The 15,993-nt window shown below is 69.4% G+C and carries 15 protein-coding genes; 12 read left to right on the plus strand and 3 right to left on the minus strand.

Going from position 1 to position 15,993, the window contains the following annotated elements; translation table 11 throughout:
- Nucleotides 1-106: 106 nt before the first annotated feature.
- The 8 genes from EV193_RS29365 (at nucleotide 107) to EV193_RS29400 (ending at nucleotide 8,947) form a co-directional block, all read left to right on the plus strand.
- Nucleotides 107-1,039 (plus strand): ABC transporter ATP-binding protein, encoded by a 933-nt coding sequence (locus EV193_RS29365; protein ID WP_130348194.1) that lies wholly within the window; start codon nucleotides 107-109, stop codon nucleotides 1,037-1,039.
- A gap of 183 nt (nucleotides 1,040-1,222) precedes the next feature.
- Complete coding sequence (locus EV193_RS29370) at nucleotides 1,223-1,591, plus strand: hypothetical protein (RefSeq protein WP_130348195.1); 369 nt, start codon at nucleotides 1,223-1,225, stop codon at nucleotides 1,589-1,591.
- Nucleotides 1,592-1,763: 172 nt separating this feature from the next.
- Nucleotides 1,764-2,954 carry a S8 family peptidase gene (locus EV193_RS29375; RefSeq protein ID WP_130348196.1) on the plus strand — a complete coding sequence of 397 codons (1,191 nt, stop codon included), beginning with the start codon at nucleotides 1,764-1,766 and terminating at the stop codon, nucleotides 2,952-2,954.
- Nucleotides 2,955-2,974: 20 nt separating this feature from the next.
- Nucleotides 2,975-4,156 carry a S8 family peptidase gene (locus tag EV193_RS29380; protein ID WP_130348197.1) on the plus strand — a complete coding sequence of 394 codons (1,182 nt, stop codon included), beginning with the start codon at nucleotides 2,975-2,977 and terminating at the stop codon, nucleotides 4,154-4,156.
- Between the two features lie 45 nt (nucleotides 4,157-4,201).
- On the plus strand, nucleotides 4,202-5,011 hold the full coding sequence (locus EV193_RS29385) for an ABC transporter permease (protein WP_242613760.1): 810 nt from the start codon (nucleotides 4,202-4,204) through the stop codon (nucleotides 5,009-5,011).
- The gene (locus EV193_RS29390; protein ID WP_130348198.1) at nucleotides 5,011-5,862 is read left to right on the plus strand and encodes an ABC transporter permease; all 852 of its coding nucleotides are present in this window, start codon (nucleotides 5,011-5,013) and stop codon (nucleotides 5,860-5,862) included. The genes EV193_RS29385 and EV193_RS29390 overlap by 1 nt, the downstream gene beginning before the upstream one ends.
- 162 nt (nucleotides 5,863-6,024) lie before the next feature.
- Nucleotides 6,025-6,939: a hypothetical protein gene (locus tag EV193_RS29395; RefSeq protein WP_130348199.1), complete on the plus strand. Its 915-nt coding sequence runs from the start codon at nucleotides 6,025-6,027 to the stop codon at nucleotides 6,937-6,939.
- Between the two features lie 76 nt (nucleotides 6,940-7,015).
- On the plus strand, nucleotides 7,016-8,947 hold the full coding sequence (locus EV193_RS29400) for a TIGR03960 family B12-binding radical SAM protein (RefSeq protein ID WP_130348200.1): 1,932 nt from the start codon (nucleotides 7,016-7,018) through the stop codon (nucleotides 8,945-8,947).
- Here the strand turns inward: EV193_RS29400 and EV193_RS29405 are convergent.
- The 3 genes from EV193_RS29405 to EV193_RS29415 are packed head-to-tail and all read right to left on the minus strand — an operon-like array spanning nucleotide 8,931 to nucleotide 11,240.
- Nucleotides 8,931-9,299, minus strand: coding sequence for a DUF6578 domain-containing protein (locus tag EV193_RS29405; RefSeq protein ID WP_130348201.1), 369 nt, complete (start codon nucleotides 9,297-9,299; stop codon nucleotides 8,931-8,933). The genes EV193_RS29400 and EV193_RS29405 overlap by 17 nt on opposite strands.
- Nucleotides 9,296-9,733, minus strand: a complete 438-nt coding sequence (locus EV193_RS29410; protein ID WP_130348202.1) for a DUF6578 domain-containing protein — start codon at nucleotides 9,731-9,733, stop codon at nucleotides 9,296-9,298. Before EV193_RS29410 ends, EV193_RS29405 begins: the two co-directional genes overlap by 4 nt.
- 1 nt (nucleotide 9,734) lies before the next feature.
- A complete protein-coding gene (locus tag EV193_RS29415; protein WP_130348203.1) occupies nucleotides 9,735-11,240 on the minus strand; it encodes a S8 family serine peptidase in 1,506 nt (501 codons plus the stop codon).
- Between the two features lie 238 nt (nucleotides 11,241-11,478).
- On the opposite strand from EV193_RS29415, the gene EV193_RS29420 reads away from it, so the two are divergent.
- From EV193_RS29420 to rpmA, 4 genes are all read left to right on the plus strand, one after another.
- A complete protein-coding gene (locus tag EV193_RS29420; RefSeq protein WP_130348204.1) occupies nucleotides 11,479-12,264 on the plus strand; it encodes a TIGR03936 family radical SAM-associated protein in 786 nt (261 codons plus the stop codon).
- 175 nt (nucleotides 12,265-12,439) lie between these two features.
- Nucleotides 12,440-15,160 carry a ribonuclease E/G gene (locus tag EV193_RS29425; protein ID WP_130348205.1) on the plus strand — a complete coding sequence of 907 codons (2,721 nt, stop codon included), beginning with the start codon at nucleotides 12,440-12,442 and terminating at the stop codon, nucleotides 15,158-15,160.
- Nucleotides 15,161-15,327: 167 nt separating this feature from the next.
- Nucleotides 15,328-15,639 (plus strand): 50S ribosomal protein L21, encoded by a 312-nt coding sequence (gene rplU / locus EV193_RS29430; protein WP_130348206.1) that lies wholly within the window; start codon nucleotides 15,328-15,330, stop codon nucleotides 15,637-15,639.
- A gap of 14 nt (nucleotides 15,640-15,653) precedes the next feature.
- Nucleotides 15,654-15,911, plus strand: coding sequence for a 50S ribosomal protein L27 (gene rpmA, locus EV193_RS29435; RefSeq protein WP_130348207.1), 258 nt, complete (start codon nucleotides 15,654-15,656; stop codon nucleotides 15,909-15,911).
- Nucleotides 15,912-15,993: the final 82 nt, after the last annotated feature.

Genomic DNA, 15,993 nt, shown 5'->3' on the forward strand with positions numbered 1-15,993 from the left:
GCACGGTGTGTGACTCAACTATCCATGCGGGACGTGCCGGGGTGGGATTCCCACGCCGTCCTAAACGGATGGCCGCTCGTCGGTGGCGGCGCATAGGCTGGCCGGCATGGAGGGCAACGGGGCGCTCGTACGCGCGCGCGGGCTGATCAAGAAGTTCGGGGACTTCGAGGCGGTGCGCGGGATCGACCTCGACGTCCGGCGCGGCGAGGCGTTCGGGTTCCTCGGCCCCAACGGCGCTGGCAAGTCCTCCACCATGCGCATGATCGCCTGCAATTCGCCCCGCAGTGGCGGCGAACTCTCCGTCCTCGGCATGGACCCGGACCGCGACGGCCCGGCGATCCGTGCGCGCCTCGGCGTGGTCCCGCAGCTCGACAACCTGGACACCGAGCTGACCGTCCGGCAGAACCTGCAGATCTACGGCCGCTACTTCGGCATGCCGCGCGCCGTCGTGCGCGAGAAGGCGACCGAGCTGCTCGACTTCGCCCAGCTCACCGAGCGCGCCGACGACGAGGTGGACCCGCTGTCCGGCGGCATGAAGCGGCGGCTCACGATCGCCCGCTCGCTGATCAACGACCCGGAGCTGCTGCTGCTCGACGAGCCGACCACCGGCCTCGACCCGCAGGCCCGGCATCTGTTGTGGGACAGGCTTTTCCGGCTCAAGCACTCCGGCGTGACACTCATCGTCACCACGCATTACATGGACGAGGCCGAGCAGTTGTGCGACCGGCTCGTGGTGATGGACGGCGGGAAGATCGTCGCCGAGGGCAGCCCGAGCGAGCTGATCGCCGAGTACTCCTCCAAGGAGGTGCTCGAACTGCGGTTCACGCCGGGGGATCAGGACGGAGTGGAGTCCACTGTGGACGGTCTGGCGGACCGGGTCGAGGTGCTGCCGGATCGCCTGCTGCTCTACACCTCCAACGGCGAGGCGGCGTTGGAGGCGGCGCACGGCAGGGGAGTGCGCCCGTTGTCCAGCCTGGTCCGCCGCAGCACGCTGGAGGACGTCTTCCTCCGGCTCACCGGTCGCACGCTCGTCGACTGAGGTTGCCTCGGAGTTAACCAAATCACGCTTTGTAGATCTTTACGGCGGGTACTCACCCGTTCGTGGCAGAGTGGCCACCGCATCCGATGGTGGGGAACTTTCCAACCGACGCAACCTGATGGTTCATGTTGACGTCTCTGGATGTGTGAAGTGATCCGCAACGAAGGGGAGGAGCGCACAACCATGCGCAAGATTTCCGCAGCACTGTTCGCCCTGGTCGCAGTGGTCGTGGCCGTGTTCGGCCTGACCGGCACCGCGAGCGCCGAGGCGCCGCTGACGGTGGACCGCACCGTCGTCCGGGCCGGTGAGGAGCTGCGCGTGTCCGGCGACGCCGGGCCGGAGACGTTCAACTGGGTCGGCTCGCCGGCGTTCGCCCGCCAGGCTGACGACCCGTACCCCGGTGACGGCGGCTCGGCCGCGGTGACCGTCGACCAGAACGGTCACTACCAGGGCGTGGCGCGCATCGCGAACGTCCAGCCGGGCGAGTACACCGTCACCGCGCGGATCGGCGGCGGCAACGCGGGCAGCGTGACGATCACCGTCGTGCGCTGATCTGGCGTCACCCGAGCGGGCCTTTGGCGGCGGACTGCCGCCGGAGGCCCGCTCTCGCGTGAACCCCAGGTGAATCCCTACTTTCTCCGGGTCTGCCGCAGGCGGTGGCCGACGTACCGTTCGAGCATTGATCACCTGATCGGGTGGTCTTCCTCGCGTGAAGGACAGCAGCATGCGCGCTCGAACGTTGATCACCGCGGCGGTACTGGGCACCGCCGCGGTGGCCGTACCCGTCGTCGCCACGACGGCCGCGGCCGAACCCGCTCAGCCCGAGATCGCGGTCGCGGTCCCGAGCTACGGCACCGCCGTGCCGGACGACTACATCGTGACGTTGAAGCCGGGGGCCGACCTCCCGGCGATCACCGCCGCGACGGGTGTCCAGCCGCGCTTCGTGTACACCTCGGTCCTGCACGGGTTCTCCGCGACGCTCAGCACCGAAGCGCTGAACTCCTTGCGTCGCAACGGGTCCGTGGCCGCGATCCAGCGCGACGTGCGCGTGGCCGACTTCTACGACGACACCCAGAAGGACCCGACCTGGGGCCTGGACCGGGTGGACCAGGAGAAGCTGCCGCTGTCGAAGTCCTACACCTACAACGCCACCGGCCAGGGCGTGCACGCGTACGTGATCGACTCCGGGCTGGAGGCGAGCCACCCCGAGTTCGAGGGCCGCGCGACGTCGGACCTGGACGTGAGCAAGGACGCCGGCACGCCGGACGAGCACAAGGACTGCGTCGGCCACGGCACGCACGTCGCCGGCACCATCGGGTCGAAGACCTACGGTGTGGCGAAGAAGTCCACGCTGCACGGGATCAAGCTCGCCGGCTGCACCGGCGGCGGGTTCACCGACTCCGCGTTGATCAAGGCGTTCGACTGGGTCACCGCGAACGCGAAGAAGCCCGCGGTGGCCAACACCTCGTGGAACTACGCCAACTCCGAGGCGGTGCGCACCGCCATTCAGAAGATGATCGACTCGGGGGTCTTCCTCGCGGCCTCGGCCGGCAACACCGGCGACGACTCGTGTGACCGGCTGCCGCGCGCGGTGGAGGCGGCGACCGTGGTGGCCAACTCCACCAAGGAGGACAAGCGGTCCTCGTCGTCCAGCACCGGCAAGTGCGTCGACGTCTACGCGCCGGGCACCGCCGTCCTGTCGACCGTTCCGGGTGGGGGCACCGGTGAGAAGAGCGGCACCTCGATGTCCACTCCGCACGCGGCCGGCGTCGCCGCGCTGTACCGGCAGGGCAAGCCGGACGCCACGCCCGCCGAGGTGGGCAAGTGGATCACCGACAACGCCACGCCGGACATCGTCGGCGGCGGCGACACCGGCGGCACCGTCAACCGCCTGCTGAAGACCGCCGGCCTGTAGAACCGTTGGAGGGCAACAGAATGCGCGCTCGTATCATCGGTGTCGCCGCCGCACTCGGCGCGGCCGCCGTCATCGCACCCACCGTCGCCACCGCGGCACCCGTATCGGAGGTCGCCGTGTCGACGCCGAGCTACGGCACGGCGGTGGCCGACCAGTACATCGTCACGCTGAAACCCGGCACCGACATCGGCGCGGTCACCGCCGCGGCCGGGATCCAGCCGCGTTTCGTCTACACGTCCACGGTGCACGGGTTCGCCGCGACGCTCACGCCGGAGGCGCTGACCTCGGTGCGCCGCAACGGATCCGTGGCCGCGATCCAGCGCGACGTGCGGGTCGCGCTGCGGCTCGACGACACCCAGAAGGACCCGACCTGGGGCCTTGACCGGGTGGATCAGAAGAACCTGCCGCTGTCGAAGTCCTACACCTACAACGCCACCGGCGAAGGTGTGCACGTCTACGTGATGGACACCGGCATCGACACGACCCACCCCGATTTCGAAGGTCGCGCCACGAAGGACCTGGACGTCAGCGACGACGTCGGGACGCCGGACGAGAACAAGGACTGCAACAGTCATGGCACGCACGTGGCCGGCACCATCGGGTCGAAGACCTACGGCGTCGCCAAGAAGGCGAGCCTGCACGCGGTGAAGATCCAGACCTGTGCCGGCACCGACGCCACCGAGTCACAGAACATCGCCGCGTTGGACTGGGTCGCCAAGAACGCCAAGCGGCCCGCGGTCGCCAACCTCTCGTGGTACTTCGAGACCAACTCCGACGCGCTGCGCACCGCGGTGGAGAAGATGATCGAATCGGGAGTGTTCCTCGGCACGTCGTCCGGCAACACCGGCGGTGACTCGTGCGACGTGCTGCCGCGTGGCGCCCGTGGTGCCACCGTCGTGGCCAACTCCACCAAGGACGACAAGCGCGCGTCCTCGTCGAGCACCGGCAAGTGCGTCGACGTCTACGCGCCGGGCACCAATGTGCTGTCCACCGTGCCGGGCGGTGGCACCGGCGAGAAGAGCGGCACGTCGATGTCCGCGCCGCACGTCACCGGAGCCGCGGCGCTGTACCGGCAGGGCAAGCCGGACGCCACGCCGGCCGACGTGGAGAAGTGGATCGTGGACAACGCCACGCCGGACGTCATCCAGGGCGGTGACACCGGCGGCACGGCCAATCGCCTGCTGAACATGGCCGGTCTGTAGAAAACCGTTCCCGGTCCGTCGGTGCTGCCGGTTACCGTGGCCGACGTGACTGGGGAACCGACCACGGCACCACGACGAGTCGGGCGAGGCATGCGTCCCGCCTGGCTCGTCGTGGAGAGCATGTGGGTCTGGTACCGCCGCAACTGGCGCTCCACGGTGTTCTCCAGCATCGTGGTGCCGCTGCTGTTCCTGCTGTCCATCGGCTACGGGCTCGGCTCGCAGGTGCGCTCGACCGCCGCGTTCGGCGGAATGTCCTATGTGGACTACCTGGCGCCCGCGCTGCTGGTGACCGCCGCGGTGCAGAACGCCGCGTTCGAGTCGACCTACCCGATCCTGTCCGGGTTCAAGTGGCAGCGGGTGTACTGGGCGATGGTCACCGCGCCGATCACGCCCGGCCAGGTGTTCGGCGGGCAACTGCTGTGGATCGGATTGCGGTTGTTCGGTTCCGGGGCGATCTTCGTCGCGGTCACCGCGATCCTGGGCGCCGCCGCCGGGCCGGGGATCGTGCTGGCGCTGCTGTTCGCGGTGCTCGCCGGCATGGCGTTCGCCGCACCGGTGATCGCCTACGCCGGCACCAAGGACGGCGACGGTGGCTTCGCGGCGATCTTCCGGTTCATCGTGATGCCGATGACGATCTTCGCCGGGGTGTTCTTCCCGGTGTCCCAGCTGCCCGGCTGGATCGAGCCACTGGTGTGGCTGACGCCGGTGTGGCACGGCGCCGAGCTGACCAGGGGAGTGACGTTCGGGACGCTGTCGTTCTGGCCGGCCGTCGGGCACATGGCGTTCCTCGCGGTGATGCTGGCCGTCGGCTGCGTGCTCGCCGCCAGAGTGTTCCGCAGGCGGTTGGAGACCTGATGACCAGGATCGCCTCACCGTCCACAGTGGACTCGCCAGGTACGCGGGCCGGCGGCCTGCTGCTGCGGGTCGTTCCGCCCGGCATGTACGTCGGCCGGGCGCGGGTGCTCATCGAGCGCTCGCTGCTGGTCTACCGGAAGGCCTGGCTCGCACTGGTGTCCGGCTTCTTCGAGCCGCTGTTCTTCCTGTTCGGCATGGGGTACGGGTTCGGCACGCTGATCGGTGACGTGGTCGGTCCGGGCGGTGCGCCGATCAGCTACGCGGCGTTCGTCGCGCCCGGCCTGCTCGCCGCGTCGGCGATGAACGGCGCGATCTTCGACTCCACGTTCAACATCTTCTTCAAGTTCAAGTACGCGCGGCTCTACGACGCGATGCTGGCCACGCCGCTCGGGCCGATCGACGTGGCGGTGGGGGAGATCGTGTGGGCGCTGATCCGCGGCGGCCTGTACGCCACCGGGTTCCTCGCCGTGATGCTCGGCATGGGCCTGATCCTGTCGCCGTGGGCGCTGCTCGCGCTGCCCGCCGCGCTGCTGATCGCGTTCGCGTTCGCCGCGGTGGGGATGGCGTGCACGACGTTCATGCGCTCGTGGCAGGACTTCGACCTGGTGCAGCTCGCGGTGATCCCGATGTTCCTGTTCTCCACGACGCTGTACCCGCTGACGGTGTACCCGGACGCGCTGCAGGTGGTGGTGCGGATCTTCCCGCTGTACCACGGGATCGAGCTGATGCGCGGGCTCACCATCGGCGTGCTGGACGTGTCGATGATCGGCCACTGCGCGTACTTCGTGGTGATGGCGGCGATCGGTGTCGTGGTCGCCTCCCGCCGCCTCGGCACCCTGTTGCTCAAATAGCCGTTTGTTGGTCTTCAAGACCAGCAAACCCTGTGACAAGGGGTCTTGAAGACCAGCAAACCGTCCGCCGTGAGTGTGTGTGGAGACGAGCCTTGCGGAAGTTATCCACATGTTGATCATCATGGTCAGCTCCAGCGGCGAAAAGCATGCATCCTCTGGCGCGTGGACAATTGGTGGTTGCCGCTCCTGGAACGGGACGGACTTCTCCTTCGTGACAAGGCCCTGCTCGCGGTCGATCCGGATCGCGTCCTCGTGGCGCTCCGGTCGGGTCGACTGCGCAGGGTGCAACGTGCCGTCTACCTGCCGCGCGACGTCGACCTGACGCCGATGGTGGCGGCGCGTGCAGCCATCTTGAGCTGCGGAGTGCATCAAGCGGTCGCGAGCCATGAAACAGCAGGCCGAGTGCACGGCCTGGCGCTACCGCCGGGTCGTCGCAGAGAGCACGTCACCGTGCCAGTCGAACTTCGTCGGCGCGATCGCAAGGATCTAAAGTTTCATACGCGAACGTTTTCACTCGGTGACGTGGTGGCCCCGGACGCTGTTCCGATCACGTCCGTCGCGCGGACGGCGGCGGACCTCCTGAGCTCGCTGGACCGGCTGCAGGCAGTCTGGGTCGTCGATGACCTGCTGCGCCAACGACTCTGCTCTCGCGGGGAGATCGCGGAAGTCGTTCGCAGGTGGCGAGGCGGTGTGGGTGTCCGGGTGGCCGCGCAGCGGTTGGACGAGGTGGACGGCATGGCGGAGTCGATCCTGGAGACGGCCGGCCGGCTCGCGCTCGCTGACGCTAGTGTTCCCGCGCCCACGGCTCAGTATGTCGTCGCGGCGCCGGGCGGCCGGATAATCGCCAGGCTGGATGCGGCGTATCCAACGTTGCGTACTGGCATCGAATATGACGGCCGGCGGGTGCACGACGCGCCGCAGGCGTTGTATCGAGACCGCGAGCGGCAGAACGCACTCGTGGCGCTCGGTTGGACAATCTTGCGATACACCTGGTGGGACGTCATCGAAGACCCTGCCCGGTTTGTGGCGTCCGTGCGGAATGCTTTGCAGCCGCGGCAGGGTTTGCGGTCGATTTAGGTGATCGTCCTGCGGGTCTGCTGGTCTTGAAGACCCACAAACGGGGGTCCGGCGTAGCGGTTACCCTGGTGGCACCATGAGTGTCGAGTCTGTCTTTCCCAGGTTGGAAGCGCTGTTGCCGCGCGTGTCCAAGCCGGTCCAGTACGTCGGCGGCGAGCTGAACGCCACCGTCAAGGACTGGGACTCCGCGGACGTGCGCTGGGCGCTGATGTACCCGGACGCCTACGAGGTCGGGCTGCCCAACCAGGGCGTCATGATCCTCTACGAGGTGCTCAACGAGCGGCCCGACGCGCTCGCCGAACGCACCTACGCCGTCTGGCCGGACCTCGAGGCGCTGATGCGCGAGCACGGCGTCCCGCAGTTCACCGTGGACGGTCACCGCCCGGTCGGCGAGTTCGACCTGCTCGGCGTCAGCTTCGCCACCGAACTCGGGTACACCAACCTGCTCACCGCGCTCGACCTCGCCGGAATCCCGCTGCACGCCGCGGAGCGCACCGTCGACCACCCGGTCGTCGTGGCCGGCGGACACGCCGCGTTCAACCCCGAGCCGATCGCGGACTTCGTCGACGTGGCGGTGCTCGGCGACGGCGAGGAGTCGGTCGGCGAGATCACCGACATCGTGAAGGCGTGGAAGGCGCAGGGCCGGCCGGGCGGGCGCGACGAGCTGCTGACCCGGCTCGCCGAGACCGGCAGCGTCTACGTGCCGAAGTTCTACGACGTCGAATACGGCGCCGACCACGCGATCGCGAGTGTCACGCCGAACCGCGACCGCGTGCCGCAGCGCGTGTCCAAGCGCACCACGATGGACCTGGACGCCTGGCCGTACCCGAAGAAGCCGCTGGTGCCGCTCGCGGAGAGCGTGCACGAGCGGATGAGCGTGGAGATCTTCCGCGGCTGCACCCGAGGCTGCCGGTTCTGCCAGGCCGGCATGATCACCCGCCCGGTCCGCGAGCGCTCCATCGAGGGCATCGGCGACATGGTGCACAAGGGTCTCGCGGCCAGCGGTTTCGAGGAGGTCGGGCTGCTGTCGCTGTCCAGCGCCGACCACTCCGAGATCGGGGAGATCACCAAGGGGCTCGCCGACCGGTACGAGGGCACCAACACCGGCCTGTCGCTGCCGTCCACCCGCGTGGACGCGTTTAACATCGATCTCGCGAACGAGCTGTCCCGCAACGGGCGGCGCTCCGGGCTGACCTTCGCGCCCGAGGGCGGCAGCGAGCGGATTCGCAAGGTCATCAACAAGATGGTCTCCGAGGACGATCTCATCAGGACGGTCAGCGCCGCCTACGCGAACGGCTGGCGGCAGGTGAAGCTGTACTTCATGTGCGGGCTGCCGACCGAGACCGACGACGACGTCCTGCAGATCGCCGAGATGGCCAAGAACGTCATCCGCGAGGGCCGGAAAGCCAGTGGCCGCAAGGACATTCGCTGCACGATCTCGATCGGCGGGTTCGTGCCGAAGCCGCACACGCCGTTCCAGTGGGCGTCCCAGTGCGACCCGGACACCGTGGACGACCGGCTGCGCAAACTGCGCACGGCGGTCAACTCCGACAGTGATCGCAGCCTCGGCCGCAACATCGGCATGCGCTACCACGACGGCAAGCCGTCGCTGGTCGAAGGCCTGCTGTCCCGGGGCGACCGCCGGGTCGGCCGGGTGATCGAGGCGGTCTGGCGCGACGGCGGCCGGTTCGACGGGTGGACCGAGCACTTCTCCTACGAGCGCTGGATTCGTTGCGGTACAACGGAACTGGAGCAGCTCGGCGTCGACGTCGCCTGGTTCACCACCCGTGAGCGCACGGAGGAGGAGGTCCTGCCCTGGGACCACCTCGACTCCGGCCTGGACAAGCAGTGGCTGTGGGACGACTGGCAGGACTCGCTGTCCGAGGAGGAGCAGGACGACTGCCGCTGGACCCCGTGCTTCGACTGCGGCGTGTGCCCGTCCATGGGCACCGACATCGAGGTCGGCCCGACCGGGCGCACCCTGCTGCCGATCACTCCGGTGGGCTGATCTCCAGGTCCACCAACCACCCGGCGTGCCGGCCCTCCATCGAGTGCGTGGTCGGGCTGTCGGTCTCCAGGAAGGTGGCGGTGCCCGGGATCCGGTGAATCACCCGGTCCTCTTGGCGCGTGCGGAACGCGACCTGGCGGATCCGGCGCACCACGCCGGTCGTCGTGGGCGGATGATCGGGTACCCCGCTGTGGTGCTCCTGGGTCAGGAGCCCACTGGGCGCGTCGTCTGCGAACAGTTCGACCCACCACGCGGCGTCGTGCAGTCTCCACGTCACGGTGTCGCCGACGGCGAAAGCCTCGCCGCAGCAGTCGTACTGCCAGTCCTCCACCATGACCGAAACGGTGCTCATGTGTCGCGAATCTCCAGTGATACCAACAGATCGCCGGTTCCCGCCGTCGCGGCGGTGCGGGCGCCCTCGCGGATCTTCGTACCGCGTGGACCGTAGTCCAGCACCGCGCTGATCGCCCGCACCACCCCCGGTGTCGCGGGAAACTCCTCGGAGGAGTGGAAGTCGTGCAGCAGCACACCGGTGATCTTCGCGGTCTTCGGAGTCGGCCAGGACAGCTCGTCCAGCACGGTCAGCCCGCCGTAGGTCACCGTCGCCGTCTTCTCGCCGGTCCGCGCCACCAGGCCGTGCACGCTCCACTGTGGACAGACATCGGCCAGATGTGCTGTGTACCAAGGACTCGCACGAAGCGACCAGTTCACCTCGTCGCCGACGGAGAAATCCGCGCCGCAGCAGTCCATCTGCCACGCCTCGACGAAGACGGGGACGGTCAGCACGTCAGTTGACCGCGGCGAGCGCGTCCACCAGTCCGTGGCCGTGGAACCCGTTGAACGGGCCGTACCCCGAGCAGTACGCGTCCTGCGTGCCGGAGCCGTTCAGGTCGTAGTCGGTCGGACACGGCAGCGATTCCGCTTGTGTCGCAAGGGATCTGGCCAACTGTGTCGGCGACGCGTGCGGCTTGGCCGAGGCGAGCAGTGCCAGCACACCGGTCGCGTGCGGGGTGGCCATCGACGTGCCGCACGAGTACTCGTACCCGTTCGGAACCGTCGACAGCACGCAGCCCGCCTCCGGATCGGCGCCCTCCGCGCGCTCGCCGCCCGGTGCCGCCACGTCGACCACACCCAGCCCGTACGCGCTGTAGCCCGCCTTCAACTTGTTCGGCCCCACGGCGGACACCGCGGTCACCCCACGCAGTCCGGCCGGCAGCACGTCACAACTGGAGTCCATCTGCCGCGCCTGGTTCGACGATGCCACGCCGCCCCGGTCCAGCTTGCCGTTCTGCGCGCGCGGCTTGGTCAGATCGCTCGCCGAGTTGGTCGCCGCCGCCACGTGGGCCACGCCGGCACCGCTCGCGTAGTCCACCGCGCGCCGCACCGCCTCGTACACCACGTGCTCGCGCCGGCCGGTGTCGCAGGTGAACAGCCACGGGTCCACGAAGTAGCTGTTGTTCGTGACCGTCATGCCCTTGGCCGCCGCCCACATCAGCCCGCACACCGCGTACTCCGGGTAGATGAAGCCCGAGTCGTCCACGACCTTGACCGACGCGACCCGCACGCCCGGCGCCACCCCGGTGACGCCCTTCCCGTCGTCGGCAGCCGCGATGATCCCGGCGACGTGCGTGCCGTGCGCCGAGGAGGTCGGCTCCCACGCCCGCGGCGACGGGTCCGGCCTGCCGGTCAGACAGCCGGCCGACAGCGCCGGATCGAGCGCCTTGGCCAGGTCGGGGTGCTTCGGGTCGATGCCGGAGTCCAGCACGCCCACCACCACGTCGCGGCTGCCCTCGGTGACGGCGTGCGCCTTCTCGGCGCCGATCAGCCGCATGTTCCATTGCTCGTCGGTGCGGTCCGCCTCGCTCACCGCCTCCGCGCCGGAGGTGATCGGCGCGTGCGTCGGTGTCGTCTCGTCGGCGATCCGCCTGCGGCCGGGGCCGTCGTCGGGGCGGCTGATCGCCTCGCCCTCCGCGCTGAACGCCCGCTCCCGCCCGATCGCGTCGGCGAAGGCGACCGCGTCGGAGGTGACCACCGCGACCGCGATCTGCGGGTAGTACACGGTGGTGCGACCGCACGCCTGCGCGATCTCCGCCTCGGCGGCCTGCTGCGTCGTGCCCCGGTCGAACACGACCAGGTAGCGCAGCTCGTCGCCGGTGTCGGCGCAGTCGGCCCGCGCGTCGGGCGCCGGATCGGCCACCGGCGCGTGCGTCTGGGTCCGCGTCTGGGCCTGCGCGACGTGACCGGAGAGAATCGCCGATCCGAACACCGCGACGCAGGCAAGTACGGCCCTCATGCGGCGGAGCAGGGGCACTGCGAGGACCTCCATCCTCACCTCGGCCGGATCGAAGCCGGCTGTCCGCTGCTGCGGACGGTAGCCACGGGTGGCGTGCTAGACAAGCGCGTCGGGCGAATTCAGCCTGCGGGTACCGTGCCAGCCCGGCGTGTTCCCCACCAGCGGAGCAGCCAGACACCACCAGAAGGAGTAACAACTGAGCCGCAAGACCGAGCCGAGTAACCCTTCGCCACCGCCGGTGCAGAAGCTGCGCCTACGTTACGCCAAACGGGGGAGGCTGCGGTTTACGTCACACCGCGACATCGCGCGCGCCTTCGAGCGGGCGTTGCGGCGGGCGCACGTGCCCATGGCGTACTCGCAGGGCTTCAACCCGCACCCGAAGATCTCGTGGGTCGGCGCGGCACCGACCGGGGTGGCCAGCGAGGCCGAGTACGTCGAGATCCAGGTCGTCAGCGCCCTGGAGCCGGCGGGGTTGCTGGCCCAGTTGGACGAGGTGCTTCCGGACGGGTTGGACCTGGTCGAGGCCGTGCAGGCGGCCGAAGGCGGGCTCGCCGAGCGGATCGAGGCCAGCCGCTGGCGGATCGAACTGCCCGGTGTCCCGGCCGCGGTGCTCGCCGACGCCGTGCGCGCGGCGCTGGCCGCCGAGGAGATCGCCGTGCGGCGCCTCACCAAGAACGGTTACCGCACGATCGACGCGCGCGGCGCGATCGTCACCGCGCGTGTCGAACACGCTGGTGTGACCAACGATTCGCCGACTCTCGCGGCCGATACGTCGGATCACGGCGAGCCGTGTGGGATACTCGACGTGGTCGTGCGGCAAACGACACCCGCGGTACGACCCGATGACGTGTTGAACGCGCTTCGCGTCGTCGCTGACCTGGAGCCGCCTGTGCCCGCCAAGGCGACACGGATGGCCCAGGGTCGGCTAGACGACGATGGTCGGTTGTCCGACCCGCTGGCCCCGGACAAGGCGGCGGCGGGATGGGCGCCCGGGGAGCAGAAGCAACGGCACGACGTCGACTGACCTGTCGTCACTCGATCGGCTCCGGCCGGGCGAGCAGGCGACGCGGGCAAGGATTCCCGTCCTGTCGCGAGCGCGACGAGGCGGAACTGACAACAAGGCCCCTGAGCGGCCGCGTTTTCGTCACCTGGTGCACGCACCGGGTCGGCAGGGACGCGCCCGGGGGTGGAGGAGCTACATGTCGAAGACAGAAACACCTGCCGGTTCCACCGGCGGGGATACCACCACACCCACCAACACAGCGCTGGCCGGCTTGCCGGCCAAGGTGCGGGTGCACGCGCTGGCCAAGCTGCTCGGCAGCAGCAGCCGCGACGTCATGGCGGCGCTCACCCAACTGGGTGAGCCCGTGCGTAGCGCGCAGTCCAGCGTCGCCAAGGAGGTGGCGCTGAAGGTCGCCGAGTCCCTCGGTGTCACCGAGGTCGACGGCGAGGTCGTCGACGAGGTCGAGGCCGAACCCGACGACCAGCAGGAATCCGCACCCGGCAAGCCGCCGGCGCCCGTGTTCGCCTCGGCGTCGCCGCTGTTCCTGCCGCCGAGCGAGCAGAAGGCTGCCAAGCCGGTCAACCAGGCCGAGCCGGCCCCCGCGCCGGTCGAGGAGCGCGACGAGACCTCGGACGCCGACAGTGACGCCGACGGTGACACCGACGGCGATGCCGACGGGGGCGACGACGAGGACGCCAACGCCCGCAGGCGGCGCCGGCGCGGCCGGCGCGGTCGCGGACGGGGCAAGGGCGGCCCGCAGGGCGACGCCGACGACGCCGAGGACAAGGGCGGCGACAAGAGCGACAAGTCCGACGCCAAGTCCAAGTCCGGCGGCAAGGACGACCAGTCCGAGCAGGACGAGTCCGACGAGCAGGCCTCCGACGACGGCGACTCGGACGGCGGCAACAACAAGCGTCGCCGTCGCCGCCGTCGCCGGCGGGGTACCGGCGACGACGGCGAGGCGACCACCGAGGACGACCCGCCCAACACCGTCGTGCACGTCCGCGAGGCGCGCGAGGAGAAGTCCGACTCCGGTCGCGACGAGGTGCGCAGCGTCCGCGGCTCGACCCGCCTGGAGGCCAAGCGCCAGCGCCGCCGCGACGGGCGGGAGGCGGGCCGCAGGCGCGCGCCGGTCCTGTCCGAGGCCGAGTTCCTGGCCCGCCGCGAGGCCGTCGAGCGGACCATGATCGTCCGCGAGCACGGCGACCGCGTGCAGATGGCGGTGCTCGAGGACGGCGTGCTGGTCGAGCACTTCGTCACCTCGCAGGGCTCCGGCTCGCTGGTCGGCAACGTCTACCTGGGCCGCGTGCAGAACGTGCTGCCATCCATGGAAGCCGCGTTCGTGGACATCGGCCGCGGTCGCAACGCCGTGCTCTACGCCGGTGAGGTCGACTGGGACGCGGCCGGCCTGGAGGGCAAGGCGCGCAAGATCGAACAGGCCCTGTCCACCGGCGACAGCGTCCTGGTGCAGGTCACCAAGGACCCGGTCGGCCACAAGGGCGCGCGGCTGACCACGCAGATCTCACTGCCGGGCCGATTCCTGGTGTACGTGCCAGGCGGCGGCGCCACCGGCATCAGCCGCAAGCTGCCGGAGAACGAGCGGCGACGGCTCAAGGACATCCTCAAGCGCGTGGTCCCCGAGGACGCCGGCGTGATCATCCGCACCGCGTCGGAGGGCATCAGCGAGGAGGAGTTGGACCGCGACGTCCGCCGCCTGCAGGCCCAGTGGCAGGTGATCAAGGACAAGTCCGAGGGCGGCAACGGCGTCAAGCGGGCCAACGCGCCGGCACTGCTGTACGAGGAGCCGGACCTGCTGATCAAGGTCGTGCGCGACCTGTTCACCGAGGACTTCGCCTCGCTGGTGGTCGAGGGCGACGACGCCTGGGACACCATCGACTCCTACGTGCGGCACGTCGCGCCCGAGCTGAGCCAGCGGCTGCGCCGGCACGTCAGCAACAAGGACGTGTTCGCCGAGTACCGGGTGGACGAACAGCTGCTCAAGGCGCTGGACCGCAAGGTGTGGCTGCCGTCCGGCGGTTACCTGATCATCGACCGCACCGAGGCGATGACGGTGATCGACGTGAACACCGGCAAGTTCACCGGCTCCGGCGGCAACCTCGAGGAGACGGTCACCCGCAACAACCTCGAATCCGCCGAGGAGATCGTGCGCCAGCTCCGGCTGCGCGACATCGGCGGCATCATCGTGATCGACTTCATCGACATGGTGCTGGAGTCCAACCGCGACCTGGTGCTGCGGCGGCTCACCGAGTGTCTCGGCCGCGACCGCACCCGCCACCAGGTCGCCGAGGTCACCTCGCTCGGCCTGGTGCAGATGACGCGCAAGCGGGTCGGTACCGGCCTGCTCGAGGCGTTCTCCACGACGTGTGAGCACTGCAAGGGCCGCGGCCTGATGGTGTCCACCGAGCCGGTGACCAAGTCCGGCGGCGGTGGCGGCTCGAACGGGTCGAAGTCGGGGGCCAACGGCTCCGGGCGGCGCTCGCGCGGCCGGGGCAACGGCGAGGCCGAGAGGGTCGACAAGGGGGCCGAGAAGGCGGACAAGGCGGCGGAGAAGGCCAAGGACGCGGCACGAGAGGCCGTCGGCGCGATCGCCAAGGCCGCGGCCAAGGAGCACGACAAGGACCGCAAGCGCCCGCAGTCCGAGGAGCACGCTGAGGACACCACCGGCAGCGGTGCGCCTACGGGGTCCGACTCGGAGGCCACGCGGGACACCGGCCAGCGCAACGGCCACGGGCCGGGGCAGGCCGCTGAACCGGCCGCTGGGCCGGCTGTGCCCGAACAGGCGACCGAGCAGGCCACCGAGGAGCCGGAGCCGCAGGCCAGGCCGGCCCGTCGCCGTTCCCGGCGTACGGCGTCGCGCCCGGCCGGGCCCCCGGTCAACGCACTGCCGGAGAGCTGAACAGTGCGTTAACCGACCCCGGTTTGACCCCGTTTCCGGCGGCCACGTAACCTGTTACACGGCCCGCCATTCGGTGGGCCGTGTCGTGCGTAGCCCCAGCCGGGAACATCCCGAGTCCAACGGGCACGTGTGGCCCCATCGTCGAGTAGCAGGAGACTTCCGTCCCGATGTACGCGATCGTCAAGACCGGCGGCAAGCAGTACAAGGTGGCTGTCGGCGACGTCGTCGAGGTCGAGAAGCTCGATGGCGCGCCCGGCACCGAACTCAACTTGCCCGCGCTGCTGGTCGTCGATGGTGCCGACGTCACCACCGACGCCGACAAGCTGGCCAAGGTTTCGGTGACCGGCAAGGTCGTCGAGCAGACCAAGGGCCCCAAGATCCGTATCCACAAGTTCAAGAACAAGACCGGGTACCACAAGCGGCAGGGTCACCGGCAGAAGCTGACCCGTGTCGAGGTCACCGGCATCAAGACCAAGTGAGGACCTGACTAGCCATGGCACACAAGAAGGGTGCGTCCAGCTCTCGCAACGGGCGCGACTCCAACGCTCAGCGCCTCGGTGTGAAGCGCTTCGGCGGCCAGGTCGTCAATGCCGGCGAGATCCTGGTCCGCCAGCGTGGCACCAAGTTCCACCCGGGTGTGAACGTCGGCCGCGGCAATGACGACACCCTGTTCGCGCTGGCCGCCGGTGCGGTCCAGTTCGGCGAGAAGCGCGGTCGCAAGACCGTCAACATCGTCCCGTCCGAGGGCTGACCGGCCCGGACGAGGAACAAGCTCCGACGAGGGGCGGGCCGGGATCGCACCGGCTCGCCCCTCGTCTTTTGTGTTGAGAGGA

This window comes from Herbihabitans rhizosphaerae (assembly GCF_004216555.1).
GTDB lineage: Bacteria > Actinomycetota > Actinomycetes > Mycobacteriales > Pseudonocardiaceae > Herbihabitans > Herbihabitans rhizosphaerae.

Excerpts from the sequence above, each read along its gene's own strand:
- EV193_RS29380 (WP_130348197.1), top strand. The coding sequence starts at position 2,975 with ATGCGCGCTCGTATCATCGGTGTCGCCGCCGCACTCGGCGCGGCCGCC.
- rpmA (WP_130348207.1), top strand. The coding sequence starts at position 15,654 with ATGGCACACAAGAAGGGTGCGTCCAGCTCTCGCAACGGGCGCGACTCC.
- EV193_RS29365 (WP_130348194.1), top strand. The coding sequence starts at position 107 with ATGGAGGGCAACGGGGCGCTCGTACGCGCGCGCGGGCTGATCAAGAAG.
- EV193_RS29405 (WP_130348201.1), bottom strand. The coding sequence starts at position 9,299 with ATGAGCACCGTTTCGGTCATGGTGGAGGACTGGCAGTACGACTGCTGC.
- EV193_RS29415 (WP_130348203.1), bottom strand. The coding sequence starts at position 11,240 with ATGAGGGCCGTACTTGCCTGCGTCGCGGTGTTCGGATCGGCGATTCTC.
- EV193_RS29400 (WP_130348200.1), top strand. The coding sequence starts at position 7,016 with ATGAGTGTCGAGTCTGTCTTTCCCAGGTTGGAAGCGCTGTTGCCGCGC.
- EV193_RS29390 (WP_130348198.1), top strand. The coding sequence starts at position 5,011 with ATGACCAGGATCGCCTCACCGTCCACAGTGGACTCGCCAGGTACGCGG.
- EV193_RS29425 (WP_130348205.1), top strand. The coding sequence starts at position 12,440 with ATGTCGAAGACAGAAACACCTGCCGGTTCCACCGGCGGGGATACCACC.
- rplU (WP_130348206.1), top strand. The coding sequence starts at position 15,328 with ATGTACGCGATCGTCAAGACCGGCGGCAAGCAGTACAAGGTGGCTGTC.
- EV193_RS29375 (WP_130348196.1), top strand. The coding sequence starts at position 1,764 with ATGCGCGCTCGAACGTTGATCACCGCGGCGGTACTGGGCACCGCCGCG.
- EV193_RS29370 (WP_130348195.1), top strand. The coding sequence starts at position 1,223 with ATGCGCAAGATTTCCGCAGCACTGTTCGCCCTGGTCGCAGTGGTCGTG.